Raw genomic sequence first — 16,759 nt, 5'->3', positions numbered from 1 at the left:
CCCCCGGGATATTTTTAGGCCAGGTGAAGTGCTAGGCGTTTTCGCGGAGAATGTTCCCGGCCAGATAAAGGGAGCCGCAGATCAGGACGCGGGCCTGTGGATCACTATCGACAATGGACTTGAGAGCCTCTGTGACGCTGCCTGCCGTGGTTGATGTCAATCCCACTTGTGAGGCTGCGGCTGCTGTCTCATCCGCGCTTAGGGTTGCTGCCTCGCCGGGAATTGATACCGCGGTCAGGCTTTGACATTGATCAGCCAACGGCCTCAGGTACCCGGTCACATCCTTTGTGTTCAGCATACCGCAGATCATATGCGTCGGACGCGATGGCAGTTTCGCAAGCACATCCGCGAGCGCGGCACCTGCGGCGGCATTGTGGCCTCCGTCCAGCCATAGTTCAGCATCTTGGGCTTGCTCGACCAAAGGGCCGGATTTCAAGCGTTGCATCCGGGCGGGCCACTCGGCCTTTGTGACCGCAGCTTCGTACGCGTCGTCGCCCAGTTCCAGATGCCGCAGAACGGCAAGGGCAGCGCCTGCGTTCTGAATCTGGTGTGCGCCCAGAAGATTCGGCAGCGGCAGGTCACGCAGGCCTGTTTCGTCCTGATACACCAGACGCCCGTTTTCTTCGACGACATGCCAGTGTTGGCCGTGAACCAACAGGGGCGCGCCAAAGCGTGCGGCGGTGTATTCAATCACCTCCAGCGCTTCATCCTGTTGCGGCCCAACGATACACGGGACTCCGGGTTTGATGATGCCCGCTTTCTCGGCCGCGATCTTTCCAAGGGTATTCCCCAGAAATTGTTCATGGTCGATGGATATTGGCGTGATCACTGTCACCGCGGGTTCGTGCACAACATTTGTCGCATCCAGACGTCCGCCCAGCCCGACTTCGAGCAGGGTGTAGTCCGCAGCCGAGCGCGAAAAGGCCAGAAGCGCGGCACATGTTGTGATCTCAAAATACGTGATGTTTTCACCGTTATTCGCGGCGTAACACTCGTCCAGCACTTCGGTCAGTGCGGGTTCGGAAATCAGCTCTCCGGCGAGACGAATCCGTTCGTGAAACCGCGCCAAGTGGGGTGAAGTATAGGCATGAGCCTTCAGCCCGGCCCCTTCCAACCCGGCTCGGATCATGGCTTGCGTCGACCCTTTGCCGTTTGTTCCAGCAATATGGATGACGGGCGGCAGTTTTTCCTGCGGATTGTCCAAAGCACCAAGCAAACGCCAGACGCGATCCAAGGTCAGGTCAATGATCTTGGGATGAAGCGCCATCATCCGTTCGAGGATGAGGTCCGAGGACTGAGGAGTCATTTATCTTCCGCAGTGTCAGCCGAATTATCAGGCTGGGCTTCTTCAGGTTTGGGAGCTGGAAGATCACCTTTGACAGCAGGAGGCTGGTTCATCAACATCCGCGTGATGGTGATCAGTTCCTCACGCATTTCTGTACGCTTGGTCACCCGATCCAACATCCCGTGATCCAACAGGTATTCCGCGCGTTGGAACCCTTCGGGCAGTTTCTCGCGGATGGTTTGTTCAATCACGCGCGGCCCGGCAAAGCAGATCAGAGCGTTGGGTTCCGAGATATGCACGTCGCCAAGCATCGCGTATGACGCCGTGACCCCGCCTGTGGTCGGGTGGGTCAGGACGACGATGTAAGGCAGGTTGGCTTCCTTTAGCATTTCAACCGCCACCGTGGTACGCGGCATTTGCATCAGGCTTAGAATACCTTCCTGCATCCGTGCGCCACCTGCAGCCGAGAACAGGATCAACGGCCGCTTGAGCTTTACCGCTTCTTGAGCGGCGGCAATGATGGCGTTGCCGACATACATGCCCATCGACCCGCCCATGAAAGAAAAGTCCTGTGCCGCAGCAACGATCGGCGTGCGCCCGATTTCACCCTTGGCGACAAGCATCGCTTCTTTTTCGCCGGTCTTTTTCTGAGCCGCCTTCATGCGGTCCGGGTATTTTTTCTGATCCCGGAATTGCAGCGGGTCGTCCTTTGGGGCGGGAACGTCTACTTCGGTGAAGATTCCGCCATCAAACAAATGCTGGAATCGGTCCCGCGGTGTGATGGCCATGTGATGGTCACACTGGGTACAGACATTCTGGTTCTCCGCCAGCTCGCGGTGAAACAGCATCGTCCCGCACTCATTGCATTTGTGCCAAAGGTTTTCGGGCACTTCCCGACGCGAGAAGATCGAGTTGATCCGGGGGCGGACGTAATTTGTGATCCAGTTCATATCGGAACCTTGCTAGTGCGGCTTGGAGGTCAAATAAGACGCTACGGAAAGAAATGCAATCAGCGCCTGAGCGCAAGGCGCGCAGTCAGCCAGCTAACAAGCATAACCGCGAAGTCCACATACAACCACGCCCGCAGCGCACTGGTATTCGACATATCATAGGGCAAAATAAACAGTGCCAAACCGCTTAGGTTGTCTGGCAGGGAAATAATCAGCAAAGCCACCATATTATTGAAGAAATGCATGGCGATAGCCGGACCCAACGTGCCGGACCGAGCTGTCAGGTCAGCCGCAAAAAGCCCGAACACACAGGACCAAAGCGCGATTAAACCTGCGTTTTCACCGGCTGCGGCGGGCGCGTAGTGACCAAGAGCAAACAAAAGCGACGGAAGGCCCATCCAAATGATCGGAGATCGGAAACGTGCGGCGAGGCTTTGCTGTATATAGCCCCGAAACAGCACTTCTTCGGCACTGGTCTGAATCAGCACGGCGATCAGCGATAGAGGAAGAAGAAGGATCCAAGTCGTTAATTCCACGTTTGGTGTCAGCGCCGCGCCCATGTCATAGGGCGGCAAAACAACAACCGCGACGCCAAGAATCAAAAGTGCCCTGAAAACGAGCCAGAACTGCGCAACAGTTTCGCGAAATGGTCCCAGAACCGAACTCAGGGTTCTTCGCTGAAGTCGTCGGACCGCCAGCCAGACACCCAAGGTAACAAAACAAAAGCTGGATAGTAGAATCAGCATCGCGAAGGGTGAAGAACCCGTTAGAAACGCTTCGGTCCACTCATGGGACGCAAAACCGACCACAACGCTGAAAAGAACAAGGTTCAGGACAGTCACGACTGCCGCGACAATACCGAGACCAACAAGCAGCCGCCAAAGCTCGGGCCTTGCCCGGACGCCAGAGACAAGACCTTCGTGAGCAGCGTATGAGGCGGGGCGGGATTCAGGCACGTTCGCTTTCACTTTCTGTCTGCTCCGACTCGTCGAAGAATACGGTCGAATCTTTGGATGCGTTTATTCGATCCGCAAGCGTAGTCAGATAACCTGCAACCGTTTCCAGCAGTTGAACCGCGACACTCGCATCGCTTTCCACCACCGCGCGCAATTCCTCAGCGCCGATCCGAAGGAACGAACAATCGCTGATCGCAACCAGGTTCAACTGTCTTGGATCACCTGTGATGATCGACAAGTCCCCGATCAGGCGACCGGGCTCGACCGTCGAGATCGATCTGGAACCTCCGCCGTCCTCGGGCCATTCCAGACTGGCTTCACCCGAGATGCAAAGATAGGCGGCATCCGGTGCCTGACCCCGCGAGAAAATCACCTGACCCGCAGCGACTTCGTACCACTGCGCCGAAAACGCCAGAAGACGTTGGTTTTTACCATCAATACCCGAGAACAATTCGGTCGAAGATATGATCTTCAGCTTGCGGCTCAGATCGGCGATCGCGCCCGCTTCGTCCTCGATGAGCGTTTTCGAGACACCGTCGATGCGCCCATCCTTGATTTCGACAAACAGGTCATATGCCTCTGGATGCGCGAAGTGATCCTCCATGAAAATCATAATGGAGTCTGGTAGCAATTCGCGCAGTTTCAGCCGGGTGCGCAGGCGGCTTTCCGAATCGTGGCTGGCCAGCGCCTTGTCGAGGATCAGCACATCAGGCCGCTTGATACCCGCGCGCGAGAACGCAGCCCTTTCCTGGAAAACCGTCGGCAGGTTGTTTCCACCCAGCCCCGAGGGGAGGTCATAGATTATGGCAGCCGCGCGACGGCGCAGTCCCGCCTCATTCATTGCCTCGGCGACAACATCCTCAATTTCGTCCGCATGCGCACCGGCCGTCAGCGAGATACGCCCGAACAACGCGTTTTCCATTGCCGTCATCCGCTCGATATAGGCGTCGGGATCAACCGGGATAAACATTCCGTTCATCGAGGCACGCAGCCTTTCCGCCTGACCGCTTCGGATCGAGAGGATTTTATCCTTGTATTCATCAGGGAAATCCGGGCCGATCTGTTCGGCCGTCAATAGGAAGGGGACAGTCAAAAGCAGAGCCCGTTCGCGTTCGCTGATCGCGTCGTCACCCTTGGCCGTGCGTCGTTCCTCGATGTCCAGCAGCCGGTAATACATGTCCTTGGTCATACCCAGCCGCAGGAACAGCGGGTGGTCCGTGCCATCACGCCCAAACGTCTGGTTCAGGGTTTTCAATACAGCGCTTGAAATGCCCATCGCGTCATCATCCAGATCATGGGCGCGCAACATCGACATGAACCGCCCGTCACCGGCCAGAATATCCGGCGAAATATCCCGCGACGGCGCGGCGTAAAGCAAGTTCCCGCCTAGCGGAACAGTCGGATTGAACAGTTCCGGATCAAAACGGTAGACATAACGGTCTAGCCCCTTTTCCCTGAGCCGCTCGGCAATCAGTCCACGAAGCCCCACAATGTCCCGCGCCAGCGCGGGGTGTTGTACTGGGTCGAACTGACTTCGCAACGTGCGGCGGAACATGAACTCGTCAATGCCCATCGCCTCGACCAGTTGGAACCACCAGTCACGGATGTCGTCGATGTCCTCCAAACCGGCCAAGCCCGGGTCTATCCATTCCTCAGACAGTGAATCCAAGGGGTTTCCGGCACGCTCGGCCTCAATCTGCCAGCGGGTGGGTGCCTGTTGCGTTTCCTCCTGGCTTTGCGGATGTGTCCGAAGCGGCATCAACAGGTTGTCGCCCAGTGTCCCATCAAACAGGTAAGGACGAGAATAGGCGTACCCGATCCGGGCCGCGATGACGGCCTGATGCAATTCCTGCAGATCGTGCCCAGCAACGATGACCTCTCCTTGCACAGGTAAAATCTCTCGCGTCAGCAACTGCGCCAGGGCGCTGCGTTCGGCAGCGTTTGACGATTGAATCGCCACGCGCGCGCCTTTTGGAATAGTCAGGTCGATATCCTCAAGTATCGTTTTGCCGTCATCGTCACGAACCGTGATGTTGTGCAACTGGATATCACCGGTCAGGTGCGGGATTGTTTCGGGTTCACCCACGAACAGGTCTTCTGGGATCATGTTGTCTGGGGCGAACCGCTCGGTCACGATTTCCCACCTCAGGGACATGTCCTGAACCTGATTGTAGTAGGTCAGCAAATCCTTCCACGGGCCGCTTAGGTCCTTGTAGGCACCAAGCGCAGCGACAAGCGCCCCAACCGTGACCTCACCCTTGATCGCAAGATAGCCGCCGACCGAATAGAACAGGAACGGCGTGATCTGTGTGATCAGGTTATTGAGGAACTTCATGAAGAACTTCTTGTTGTAGATCTTGAAGCGGATCTCGAACAAGGTTCCCAAACGGTGGCTGAACTGCGCCAGACGATATCGCCAGCCGCCATTTGCGCGCAGGTCACTGATCCCCGCCGCGCTTTCGCCGATTTCCGAACTGAGACTCCGCACCTCTTGAATGCGATCTTTGTTCAGCAGGTTGATCTGGCGCTGCAGCTTGGGGATCAACCATGCCTGCAGCGGGATCAAGGCGATGCTGGCCAGCCCGAACCAGACGCTTTGCATGAACAGGAAGGTGACGATTGTCATCATCTGACCAAACTGAAACACCGGCTGGGCAATCGCGTCGCCCATCAGCCCGCCCATCGGCTCGGCCTCAGAGGTGATCATGGACACCAACTCACCCTGACTGGTGGTGGCAAAATAAGACTTGGGAAACCGCATGGTACGATGGATCAGCGTAAAGCGCAGGCGGCGCAGCATCCGCTCGGCCAGCACGCCCTTCATCGTGTTGATCCGCATCTTCATCAACCCGCTGGCAATCACGGTTGCCAGAAAAGCAAAACACAGGATCAGCAAATACTGGACCTGGGTAAACGTGATCCCCATCACTGTAACGCTATCACCCGGTGCGCCGATGGCATCGTTGATGATCTGCTTGGGCAATTCGAGCGAGGCGTACAGGAACGGAAATGAAAGAACGGTCAGGACCAGCAGCACAAGCTGTTGTTTCTTTGAATACTTCCAGATGAATGAAAATAGAGTGGGTTCCATGCCCCGGCCTTGTATCGAGAATTTGGGTATGCGGTTTTGCGGATGATCCACAGCAATCAGGTGCCGGACGGTAAGCACAGACTCGGGTGATTGCAAGAACGGCACCTGCCCTACCAGAGCCGGGCAGAGCTGCCCAGCCATAACCGTATCCTTGAAGACGGAAAATTAATCCCGCAAGACGCGAATTCCGCTTTATCCCGATCACCGTATTTGACTAAAGAAGGACAGAGTTCAGACGATAGGATCATGGGCAGACTTCTGGATCGCTATATTCACCGCAAGGTCATTGCGCGATGGCGTCAGGCAGCGCAGGACGCGCCGGATGCGACTCCGTCGAATTTGCGCAAGCAACGCGACGAAGCGCGCAGACTGCGCGCCCATCTGGACAAGTTGATACATGAAGCCGATGGCCGCTTGATGCGGCCGTTGATCGGATCAACCCAATTTCCCAAGCCACTCGGCACAGATTGGTGCTGGCGGCCCGACCTCTGGCGCACCCCCCTGCCAAGGTCAGGTGTTGCGTCGGCGCCTCGCAAGGCCGTCATGGATTCGCATGTGACCTTGTTCCATGACTGTACCCTGTCCGAAATCGGCTTGCGTCAAACGCGAAACGCCCGTGACAAAGACTTGGCGGCGTTCGGGCTGGGGATCGAAGTGTTCGGGTTCAATGGATCTTTCCTGTCCCTGACCGTCGATCTGCCGGTCGAGGTTACGCAAGGGTTGACCAAGCAGCACCTGATCCGAACAGATATTCATACCGAAACTGAGCGTCCGCTGAACATATTGGCGCGACTGAACATCCAGCACGGCCCCAACACCGATCAGGTTCTGCGGGCGCTTGATCCGACCAATACCACTAACGTGGTCGATTTCGACCTGGCGCATTTGCCACTGAACGAACGGCGCATCGATAAGGTCTGGATGGACCTGATCCTGGAAAGCCCAAGGATGAACCGCGTCACGCTGCGCGACCTGACCTTTTGCCGCCACTACCGCGCTGATTTGTGAGCTTTGAAAACATGACGCACCCGACTCTGACACCTCTTCGTTTGGAAAACGGCATCTGGCACGGGCATCTGTCAGCACAGAACGAGCCCCGGATCGAGGTGCGTTATCTGGATCAGACATTGGATGGTGTAGTCCTCTCGCCAAGTAATGGCGGGTGGGATCTGAGCGTTCCCGTCCCCGTCGCGGCTTTGTCGGACGGGGTTCACAGCTTCTTGATTGTGGATGCGGAAACGTCCCGAAAACTCGCCGACTTCACGGTTATAGCCGGTGTCCCAGCCGCGGATGACCTGCGGGCAGAAGTCGACCTGCTGCGTGCCGAACTGGATATGTTGAAGCAAGCCTTTCGGCGCGCGCAGGTAGCTGACGAGTAACCAGCCCAAGTCAAAGCCCCACGCGCCCCTATCTTTCGATTGAAATCCATGCATCATTGTTGCCGTTCCAGGCAATCAGGATGAGCGTATGGATCGCGCCAGCATAATCAAGGTCATCGCGTTGATGGTGACTGGTTTTGGTATCGGCATCGACTTTACCGGTGCTCTGATATTGGTGCCGGCCATCGAGAACAGTTTTGACGCCGACATTACCAGCACGCAATGGGTGCTGAATATCTATGCCCTGTTTTTTGCCATGACCATGGTCGCGGGCGGTCGCATGGGCGACATGTTTGGCCATCGCAAGATGATGCTGATCGGCCTTTCGATTTTCCTGTTTTCCTCGGTGATGTGTTTCGTTTCCCCCAGCCTGGACTTCCTGATCGCAGCGCGCGCCTTGCAAGGGGTTGGCGCTGGATGTGTGTGGCCCTGCACCCTGGCCTTCGGTGCCACGAAGGTTTCAAAACCGGAACATAGGGCCATGATCATGGGGCTGATCCTTGCCGGAGTCACCAGCGGCAATGTTTTTGGCCCTCTTATCAGCGGGTGGGCCGTAAGCTCTGGGGATTGGAGACTGTTCTTTCTGGCAAATGTTGTATTTTCAACGATTTCTATGCTGACCGCGCTCATCCTGATGGAGCGCGAAACCCAACACAAAAAGGGCGAGCACCTGGACTTTGCAGGCATGGGCATCCTGTCCTTTGCGGTCTTGCTGCTGCTTTACGGGTTGGACGTTGGAGCAGATTGGGGCTGGGGCTCGGCCCCCTTGCTGATGCTGTTCTTCGTCAGCGCGGTCCTGTTCTTCGCATTTCCCAAAGTCGAAAAGCGCGTGAAGGAACCCTTGCTGCTGCCCCAGATGATGCAGAACCGGGAATTTCGGATCACGCTGGGGCTGAACATGTTCAATGTGTCGGCGGCCTTTGTAGGATTGCTGTATTTCCCTCAGTACATGCAAAAAGTTCTGGGATGGTCGGTCTTCCACTCGGCGCTTGGCCTTGCCCCGCTGACGGTTCTTCTGGCCGTCGGGTCAATAGTGTCTGGCACGCTGTACAATGACTTCGGTCCGAAACGTCTGCTGTTCTGGGGCTACCTGATCGCCACGATCGGCGCGATCAGCATTGTCGTGATGCCGAGTGGCTTTGGATATTTTCAGATCCTACCCGGCATGGCCATGATCGGGCTCGGCGCTACACTGACGGTTGGACCGTCAGGAACAGCTGCCGTCTGTGCCGTAAAACCCGAACGCGCGGGACTGGTCGGAGGGCTAAGTTTCATGACCCACTTGGTCTATGGTGCAATCTCGGTCGCCTGCGCAACCGCTCTTATGTATGTCACCAGCCTGTCCAGCCTTGGCAAGCAACTTGCGGCTGAAGGAATTACCATGTCCGAGGCCGATCAGAGAACAATCAATGGCGGGACCCTCACGACAGAGTCCGCGAAATCAGTTATGGCAAAGCTCAACTCGGGCGAAACGGAAAAGGTAAAGGCCGCCATCGCCACCGCCTTTGACGCAGGTATGAATACCGCATTTGTTTTTGCGGCTATATCCGTATCAGTGGGCGTCGTTCTGGCGTTGCTTCTGGACGAAGAAAAGCTGCGCAAAGTCGAAAGCTGAACCAAAGAAAAAGGGCCGCCTCTGGCGACCCTCATCCGTTACTGGGATGGACCGTTCGGATTGAACGCGGACAGCCCCTTGAGGATGTCGATGGCGTAAGCCAACTGATAATCCTCTTCCCGCAATTCAGCCGTTGCTTCGGCCTTGGCGCGGTCCTCCTCGATCTGGCGAACTTCATCCTCGCTCAGACTGTCGTTGTTGAGGCTGCCGCGCAGATCAGCTTCGGACCGTGTGCGCGCATCGTCTTCCTCCTCGTCTGTCGGAGGTGTCGAGCGCGGCTGCTCTACGATAATGTCAGGGCTAACCCCAAGTGACTGAATCGAGCGGCCCGACGGTGTGTAATAGCGCGATGTGGTCAACCGCATGGCACCATCGCCCCGCAAAGGCATGACGGTCTGAACCGACCCTTTACCAAAGCTCTTTGTCCCCACGACAATCGCACGGCGGTGATCCTGAAGGGCACCTGCCACAATCTCGGACGCCGACGCCGATCCACCATTGATCAGCACGACGATGGGTTTTCCTTCGGCAAGGTCGCCGGGTGTGGCATTGAACCGCTCACCATCGCTGGGATCGCGGCCGCGGGTCGAAACAATCTCGCCCTCATTCAGGAAGGCATCGGACACTTTGATCGCCTGAGTCAGCAATCCGCCGGGGTTGTTTCTGAGATCCAGAACAACTCCGTTCACCTTGTCCAATCCACCAATTTCTTCGATCTGTTCATTCAGACCTTCCTCAAGGTTGGGGAATGTCTGGTCGTTGAACGTGGTCACGCGCAATACAACGCTTGTGCCTTCCGTCCGGGCACGGACGGCCGTCAGCTTGATGGTGTCGCGGATGATTGTGACATCAAACGGATCAGATTCGCCTTCGCGCACGACGGTAATGATAATCTCGGATCCAACCGGCCCGCGCATCAAGTCAACCGCCTTGTCCAGCGTCAGTCCAAGAATGCTTTCGCCGTCAACATGGGTGATGAAATCCCCAGCCTCGATCCCCGCCTCATCCGCCGGAGTGCCGTCGATCGGTGACACAACTTTGACAAAGCCTTCCTCTTGCGTGACTTCGATGCCCAAGCCGCCAAATTCACCGCGGGTCTGTACCCGCATCTGCTCGGCATCGTCCGGCGACAGATAGCTTGAGTGCGGGTCCAGAGAGGTCAGCATGCCATCAATAGCGGCCTCGATCAGATCCTCGGGCTCGACTTCCTCTACGTATTGCGCGCGAATGCGTTCAAAAATATCCCCGAACAGGTCAAGCTGCTCGTAAACGCTGGCCTTGCGGTCAGCCTCTTGCGCCAGCAAGGGGCCGGCGACCTGAGTGGTTGCGATTATACCTGCCAAAGTTCCGGCAAGACCGGCCATCACAAATTTCTTCATACTCGTTTATCCATCCTTGTCGGTCCGAAACCACGATTCCGGGTCCACGGGGCTGTTATCCTGTCTTACCTCTATATAGAGCGTTTCTGACCGGTCAGTTCCAGTGCCATCACCGCTTGTTGACAAAATAGCGCCTATTTCCGGCGTTTCACCGGGCATCAAACCGATCGGAGACCCTTCGGGGATCACCTGACCCGTTTCGCCATAGACCTCTTGCAAGCCAGCAAAAACGAACAATAGCCCCGGCTGAGGTTCCAAAATCACCAGATTCCCAAGTTCCAGCAGCGGCCCTCGGTAGCGAATAGTGGCCGCCGTGGGTGATGTAACGATCGCACGTGGTCGGGTGGCGACCACTATGCCCGGTCGGGTAACTCCGGCCGCATCCGTCTCACCGGCGCGATGCAGTATGACTCCCCAGGTCGGCAACGCAATCTGACCTTTACGGGCCGATACATCCGCGTCGGTTTCCGCGATCTCTCCTTCTGAAATCTCTGACAATCCGCTGGCGAACCCTTCCAGAGTCTCGGTTGACGAGATCAGGATGGCCGTGCGTATCGGATCTTCGTCAAAGCGGCGGGGCAAGTCTGTGCGGTCAGCAATCGCTTCGCTCAGCTTGGTGCGCGCAGTCTGCACACCCATTAATCCTTCTGTCAGGGTTTCCGAGGCGTTCTGCTGTAGTTGGCGCAGCGTCCGAACCTCTTGCAGGTTCTCGGCCAGCGCCTGCGCGCGTGCATTGAGGCCCGGGGTGACCTCCGACAGCATCATCCCCGCACGCGCGGACCCAAGCGGGCCTGACGGATGCAACATAAGAACCGGTGGCGTAGTTGTTTCTATCGTCTGCAACACGCCAAGCAACTGCCCGACATCCTTTTCCCGCGCGCGCAACTCCGCTGTTAGCTGTGCTTCTCGCGTGGCGGCTTTGCGCAAGCCATCCCGCATTGCCGCAAGCCCTTCCTCATAAGCCTGTATTGTCACGGTCAAAGCGCGCACTCGGTCACGTGCGCTGTCGGCCTCGCTTAAAGCAATCGAGGCTTGTTCCAGCTTGCGCGCCGCATTCAGGGCCGCTGTAGACGGGCTGGTTTGTGCGCTGGAAGGCGATGCAAAAAACATCGCCAAAATGAGCGCGCGTAGTATCATGACAAAAGGCTCTGGCCGGTCATTTCCTCGGGCTGATCAAGGCCCATCAAATCCAGCAAAGTAGGCGCTAGATCAGATAGGCGGCCATCGCGCAACGATGCATTTTCAGGACCACCAACCAAAGCGACCGGGACCGGGTTCAGCGTGTGTGCTGTGTGTGGGCCACCGGTTTCGGGGTCGACCATCACCTCGCAATTTCCGTGATCAGCCGTCACGATCATCGCCCCGCCTGCCTTTTCAAGTGCGGCAACAACCTTTGCCAGCCCCTGATCCACCGCCTCACACGCCTTGATCGCGGCCTGCAGATCGCCTGTGTGCCCGACCATATCCGGGTTGGCATAGTTGGTTACGATCAGGTCATAACCTTCTTCAATCGCGTCGACGAACTTGGCGGTGACATCGGCCGACGACATTTCGGGCTGCAAATCATAAGTCGCAACTTTGGGAGATTTCGGCATGAAGCGATCCTCGCCTTCCTCCGGGACTTCCTTGCCGCCGTTCAGGAAAAACGTAACGTGCGGGTATTTCTCGGTCTCGGCCAGACGGAACTGGCGTAAGCCTTGTTTTGCGACCCACTCGCCCAACGTGTTCACGATATCCCGTTTCGGAAATACCGTTGTCATGTATGCGTTGTGGCCGTCGGAATATTCGACCATGCCCAAAAGCGCAGATAGCTGCGGGCGCGGAACCGTATCAAAGTCACTGAAGCCGGGTTCTCCGATCGCGCGCAATATCTCGCGCGCGCGGTCGGCGCGGAAATTCAGACAAAAAAACCCGTCGCCATCCTTGATGCCGTCAAAGCTAGCCAACACCGTCGGCACAATGAATTCGTCGGTTTCCGACTGGTTGTATGCATGGTCAATTGCACCGTGGGCCGTAGCTGCCGTGCGCCCCTGCCCTTTGATCATCGCGTTATAGGCTTCGCTGACGCGCTCCCAACGGTTATCCCGGTCCATGGCGAAGTAACGACCGCTGACAGTCACAACCCGCGCACCTTCCGGCAAACGGTCTTCCAGTTCGGCAACGTAAGTAAACGCGGATTTTGGGGCAACATCTCGGCCGTCGGTCACAGCGTGCAGAGCCACCGGAACACCGGCATCCGTGATTGCCTTGGCTGCCGCAACGATATGGTTCAAGTGCCCATGGACACCGCCATCTGACACAAGACCCATCAGATGCGCCGTGCCGCCTGACGCTTTCACCTTGGCAATGAATGCTTGCAGCTCCTCGTTTTCAAAGAATGAGCCATCTTCAATCGCCAGATCAATTTGCCCCAAATCCATCGCCACAACGCGCCCGGCGCCGATATTCGTGTGCCCGACCTCAGAGTTACCCATCTGACCGCTGGGCAGCCCGACATCCGGGCCGTGCGTGATCAGGGTCGCATGCGGCCCGTTGGCCATGATCGCGTCAAAGGTTGGCGTGTTTGCCAGCAAGGGAGCATTGGCGGTCGTGTCCTCTGACAGTCCCCAACCATCAAGAATACAAAGGACAACTGGTTTGGGGGCGGTCATTTCGGCTCTCCGGATTATCTGCTCTTGCGTGGTCTTGTATCGTCTGGCCAGCGGCGGGTGAACCGCCTTTATTCCGCCAAACCCAAGAATTCATCCGGCACGCTAGTCTTTGCCGGTGAAATCGCTGTAGGGCCGCGTTGTCCGACCCCGGTATTTCACAGTCAGCTCCAGCGGAGCGTCGTTTTCATCGTAAACCCCAACCACGACTCCGCGCCCACGGCTCTTGGTGCGCATTTCAATCAACTGCTGCTCGGACCGGGTGGTGCGCTGCGATTGACGACGCGTCCATTTGAAAAGATGAGAATACATGACCGCGATCACGTCTTCATGCGCGGCAGAGTCGCCCAGATCGTTCAGCTCATTCGGGTCATTCTCCAGATCGAACAACAATGGGCGATGCCCGCCTTCACAGTGGATCAGCTTCCACTTTTTGTCGGCGACCATGAACATCACGGCATCCCGCACCGACGCATTCAGCTTTTCCGCAATCGGAGAGGCAGAATAGTCGTATTCGCAGATCACCACATCCCGCGGCGTGTCGGTGCGCAGGCTATGTAGTATGGGCAGCAGTGAATGACCTTCCAGAATGTGATCCGAAACCTTATGGCCCGTTGCGTCAACGAAAGTTGGGGCAAGGTCGATGGACTCGACCAGAGCATCGCAAACAGTCCCGCGCGTGCTGTCAGCTTCGGGTGAAGGGTCGTAAATGATCAGCGGAACCTTGGTCGAGGCGTCGTGGAAGAATGTCTTTTCACCCATCCAGTGGTCGCCCAGAAAATCCCCGTGGTCCGAGGTCAGCACGATCATGGTATCGTCCATCCGGCCGGTTTTTTCCATCCACTCAAACAAACGGCCCATCTGATCGTCTGCCTGTTTGATCAACCCCATATAGGCCGGGATCACCGCGTCCCGCACGTCCTCACGTGAAAAGGCTTGCCCAACCTTGGTGCCCATGAATGCCCTGAGGACCGGATGGGCATTTTGCCGCTCGGCTTCAGAGCGAACAACGGGAAGCACATGTTCAGGCCCGTACATCGAGGCGTAAGGTTCCGGCACAATGTAAGGCCAGTGGGGTTTAATGAAACTCAGATGGCAGCACCAAGGACCGTCATGAGAGTCCATGAACGCGATCCCCCGCCCGGTCAGGTACGGCGTTTCGCTGTCCTCCTCGGCGATGTTGGCAGGCGCGGCCGCGTTTTTCAGGAACCAACCCGACAGGACATTGCCGTCCGCATCCAAACCGGAATTGGCGAAGTCATGCCAAGGATTGTCACTCTCATAACCCTTAGCTGTCAGAAACTTGTTGTATTCCTTCGCTCCGTGAGGGTCGTAATAACCATCCGGTCCCTCTGGAAGCATCCCGTCGTCGCGTTCAAACACGTCGAAACCGCATTCTGCGACACGCGCGCCGATCAGACTGTCGGGCTCCAAACCCAACCGTGCCATACCCTCGGCATCTGCCCGCATATGGGTCTTTCCGACTAGCCAGCACTCCATCCCGGCTTTGCGCAGATGATCCCCCATTGTCATTTCACCCACCTTGAGCGGAATGCCGTTCCATGACGCGCCGTGCGAATGCACATAGCGCCCGGTATAGGTGGACATGCGCGACGACCCGCAGATCGGCGACTGGATATAAGCACGATCAAACCGCACCCCACGGGCCGCCAATCGGTCAATATTTGGGGTGTGCAGGTGTGGGTGGCCGTAGCAACTCAGGTAATCCCAGCGGAGCTGGTCAAACATGATGAACAGAATGTTTTTGGCTTTGCCCAACCCGATGCCTCCCCGATCGTCAGGGTCGCAGACTAGCCAACCCCTGCCGCCCGGTTAAGCGGAAATTACGCCTGCGCTTCGCGTTCCATCTGTTCCAGCATTTTCTTGGCGCGTTTGCACTGCAACTGATCGCGCAGAGGGCTGTTCGGATCGACGTCTTTTTTGCAAACCACGCATTTATCCGCGCCCGAGATTGCATTCAGACCACCGCAGCTGCCCTTGATGGTCTTTCCCATCAGCATGACGCCCAGCGACATGCCCACCATCACAAGGGCCAACAGGATAAATGCCAGAATAAAGGTACTCATATCAGTCCCTGCTTGTCAGTTGGTGCCCAAGGCGTCTTTGAACGCGGTGCTGTGTACCGTGATATAGGCATCTTCGCCGCCTGTCACATCCCGCGAGATGAAATACACGGCAAGTTTATGCTTCTCGGCCAGTTCCAGACCTTTTTCCTGACCCAATGCCAGCATCGCAGTCGCCCACGCGTCTGCCATCATTGCATTTTCGGCCAGAACGGTCACCGATGTGGTCCGGTGCGTGATTGGCCGCCCGGTGATCGGATCGATGATATGCGAATAGCGCACACCGTCCTGTTCAAAGAAATTCTTGTAGTCGCCGGACGTTGCCATGCCCAAATCGTCGAGTTGCACGATCAGCTGCAAGTTCTGCGACCCTGCTTCGGGCTTCTCGATCCCGATCCGCCAAGCCTCACCCTTGTCGTTTTCACCCATCGTGACCAGATCGCCGCCGATCTCGACCATGTAATCTTCGATCCCTGCATCCCGCAGGGTGTCTGCGACGGCATCAATTCCATAGCCCTTTGCGATGGCCGACAAGTTGATCCCGACACCGGCATCCGACTTGGCCAAAGTTCCAGCCTCGCGATCCAGTGTCAGCAGACGCGCCTGCCCGACACTGTTCAATGCCGCCTGAATGTCCTCATCCGATGGCACCGGGTCTTCGGGTTTGCGCGGTCCGAATCCCCAGAGTTCAATCAGCGGCCCAAGCGTTACATCGAACGTGCCGCCAGATTTTTCATGGACGTCATTGGCTGCCGCGATGACCAGGGCAAATTCCTCTGAAACCTGCGTCGGCTCGGTGCTCTGCGACTTGGAGAACTGGGAAACCTCTGAATTCTTGTCCCAATTGGACATCTTGGCGTTTACGTCTGCCAAGGTTTCCTCAACCGCAACGGCCAGGGCTTCTTCGTCGACATCCACACCAATCGCCGTGATGTTGAAGGTCGTTCCCATCGTCTCACCAGACAAACGCACGACTTCCGGCTCTTTGTCGAACAAACAAGCAGAAAGAAGTGTCGCAACAGCCAGAACAGGCAAAAGACGCATGCGGGAATCTCCTGTGGAAAAGCGTGATCGGCGTATGCCAGTGGCCTTTGCCAGAGTCAAACCAGCCTTACAGCTTCAAAGGCATAAACCCCAGCACAAGCAGGCCAATTCCTGCCGGAACGCCGAACAGCCAAGCCTTCTTTCGCCAGCCCGGTGCCTGTTGTTTCCACGCCATACGGAAATTATGGCCACACACGACCACAACGAAGAAGATCAACACAGCAACAGGAGGTGTCAGGTAAAGGTCAGACAAAAGATAGAATATCCCGTGTGTTAGGCGGTTTTTCACGCTTGACGCAATTGAACCCTATACAGGTCGCAAAGCTGC

The 16,759-nt window shown here is 56.8% G+C and carries 14 protein-coding genes; 3 read left to right on the top strand and 11 right to left on the bottom strand.

What is annotated here, in order from left to right:
• Window positions 1-31 precede the first annotated feature (31 nt).
• The 4 genes from ACR0KS_RS16470 to ACR0KS_RS16455 are packed head-to-tail and all read right to left on the bottom strand — an operon-like array spanning window position 32 to window position 6,282.
• Complete coding sequence (locus ACR0KS_RS16470) at window positions 32-1,306, bottom strand: bifunctional folylpolyglutamate synthase/dihydrofolate synthase (RefSeq protein WP_170417109.1); 1,275 nt, start codon at window positions 1,304-1,306, stop codon at window positions 32-34.
• Window positions 1,303-2,235 (bottom strand): acetyl-CoA carboxylase, carboxyltransferase subunit beta, encoded by a 933-nt coding sequence (gene accD / locus ACR0KS_RS16465; protein ID WP_170417111.1) that lies wholly within the window; start codon window positions 2,233-2,235, stop codon window positions 1,303-1,305. Before accD ends, ACR0KS_RS16470 begins: the two co-directional genes overlap by 4 nt.
• A 59-nt stretch (window positions 2,236-2,294) precedes the next feature.
• A complete protein-coding gene (locus ACR0KS_RS16460) occupies window positions 2,295-3,203 on the bottom strand; it encodes a CPBP family intramembrane glutamic endopeptidase (protein ID WP_480681581.1) in 909 nt (302 codons plus the stop codon).
• Window positions 3,184-6,282 carry an ABC transporter transmembrane domain-containing protein gene (locus ACR0KS_RS16455; protein WP_170567714.1) on the bottom strand — a complete coding sequence of 1,033 codons (3,099 nt, stop codon included), beginning with the start codon at window positions 6,280-6,282 and terminating at the stop codon, window positions 3,184-3,186. Before ACR0KS_RS16455 ends, ACR0KS_RS16460 begins: the two co-directional genes overlap by 20 nt.
• A 246-nt stretch (window positions 6,283-6,528) precedes the next feature.
• Between ACR0KS_RS16455 and ACR0KS_RS16450 the strand changes: the two genes are divergently transcribed.
• The 3 genes from ACR0KS_RS16450 (at window position 6,529) to ACR0KS_RS16440 (ending at window position 9,276) form a co-directional block, all read left to right on the top strand.
• Entirely contained in the window at window positions 6,529-7,290 is a 762-nt protein-coding gene (locus tag ACR0KS_RS16450; protein ID WP_170552698.1) for a DUF6478 family protein, read from the top strand.
• 11 nt (window positions 7,291-7,301) lie between these two features.
• Window positions 7,302-7,661, top strand: coding sequence for a hypothetical protein (locus ACR0KS_RS16445; RefSeq protein WP_170417115.1), 360 nt, complete (start codon window positions 7,302-7,304; stop codon window positions 7,659-7,661).
• Window positions 7,662-7,749: 88 nt separating this feature from the next.
• The gene (locus ACR0KS_RS16440) at window positions 7,750-9,276 is read left to right on the top strand and encodes an MFS transporter (RefSeq protein WP_170417116.1); all 1,527 of its coding nucleotides are present in this window, start codon (window positions 7,750-7,752) and stop codon (window positions 9,274-9,276) included.
• Window positions 9,277-9,314: 38 nt separating this feature from the next.
• Here ACR0KS_RS16440 and ACR0KS_RS16435 read toward each other — a convergent pair whose 3' ends face one another.
• The 7 genes from ACR0KS_RS16435 to ACR0KS_RS16405 form a co-directional block, all read right to left on the bottom strand.
• Entirely contained in the window at window positions 9,315-10,655 is a 1,341-nt protein-coding gene (locus ACR0KS_RS16435; protein WP_170417118.1) for a S41 family peptidase, read from the bottom strand.
• Window positions 10,656-10,661: 6 nt separating this feature from the next.
• A complete protein-coding gene (locus tag ACR0KS_RS16430) occupies window positions 10,662-11,792 on the bottom strand; it encodes a peptidoglycan DD-metalloendopeptidase family protein (RefSeq protein WP_170417120.1) in 1,131 nt (376 codons plus the stop codon).
• On the bottom strand, window positions 11,789-13,306 hold the full coding sequence (gene gpmI / locus ACR0KS_RS16425; RefSeq protein WP_170567655.1) for a 2,3-bisphosphoglycerate-independent phosphoglycerate mutase: 1,518 nt from the start codon (window positions 13,304-13,306) through the stop codon (window positions 11,789-11,791). Before gpmI ends, ACR0KS_RS16430 begins: the two co-directional genes overlap by 4 nt.
• A 102-nt stretch (window positions 13,307-13,408) precedes the next feature.
• On the bottom strand, window positions 13,409-15,082 hold the full coding sequence (locus ACR0KS_RS16420; RefSeq protein ID WP_170417124.1) for a sulfatase-like hydrolase/transferase: 1,674 nt from the start codon (window positions 15,080-15,082) through the stop codon (window positions 13,409-13,411).
• Between the two features lie 65 nt (window positions 15,083-15,147).
• The gene (nqrM, locus tag ACR0KS_RS16415; RefSeq protein ID WP_170389348.1) at window positions 15,148-15,390 is read right to left on the bottom strand and encodes a (Na+)-NQR maturation NqrM; all 243 of its coding nucleotides are present in this window, start codon (window positions 15,388-15,390) and stop codon (window positions 15,148-15,150) included.
• Between the two features lie 15 nt (window positions 15,391-15,405).
• On the bottom strand, window positions 15,406-16,431 hold the full coding sequence (locus ACR0KS_RS16410; RefSeq protein ID WP_170417126.1) for an FAD:protein FMN transferase: 1,026 nt from the start codon (window positions 16,429-16,431) through the stop codon (window positions 15,406-15,408).
• Window positions 16,432-16,498: 67 nt separating this feature from the next.
• On the bottom strand, window positions 16,499-16,684 hold the full coding sequence (locus ACR0KS_RS16405) for a hypothetical protein (RefSeq protein ID WP_170389425.1): 186 nt from the start codon (window positions 16,682-16,684) through the stop codon (window positions 16,499-16,501).
• Window positions 16,685-16,759 lie beyond the last annotated feature (75 nt).

Source organism: Ruegeria sp. BC7 (assembly GCF_056539165.1).
Note: the sequence above shows the minus strand (reverse complement) of the source record. Positions and strands in the feature narration are given on the sequence as shown.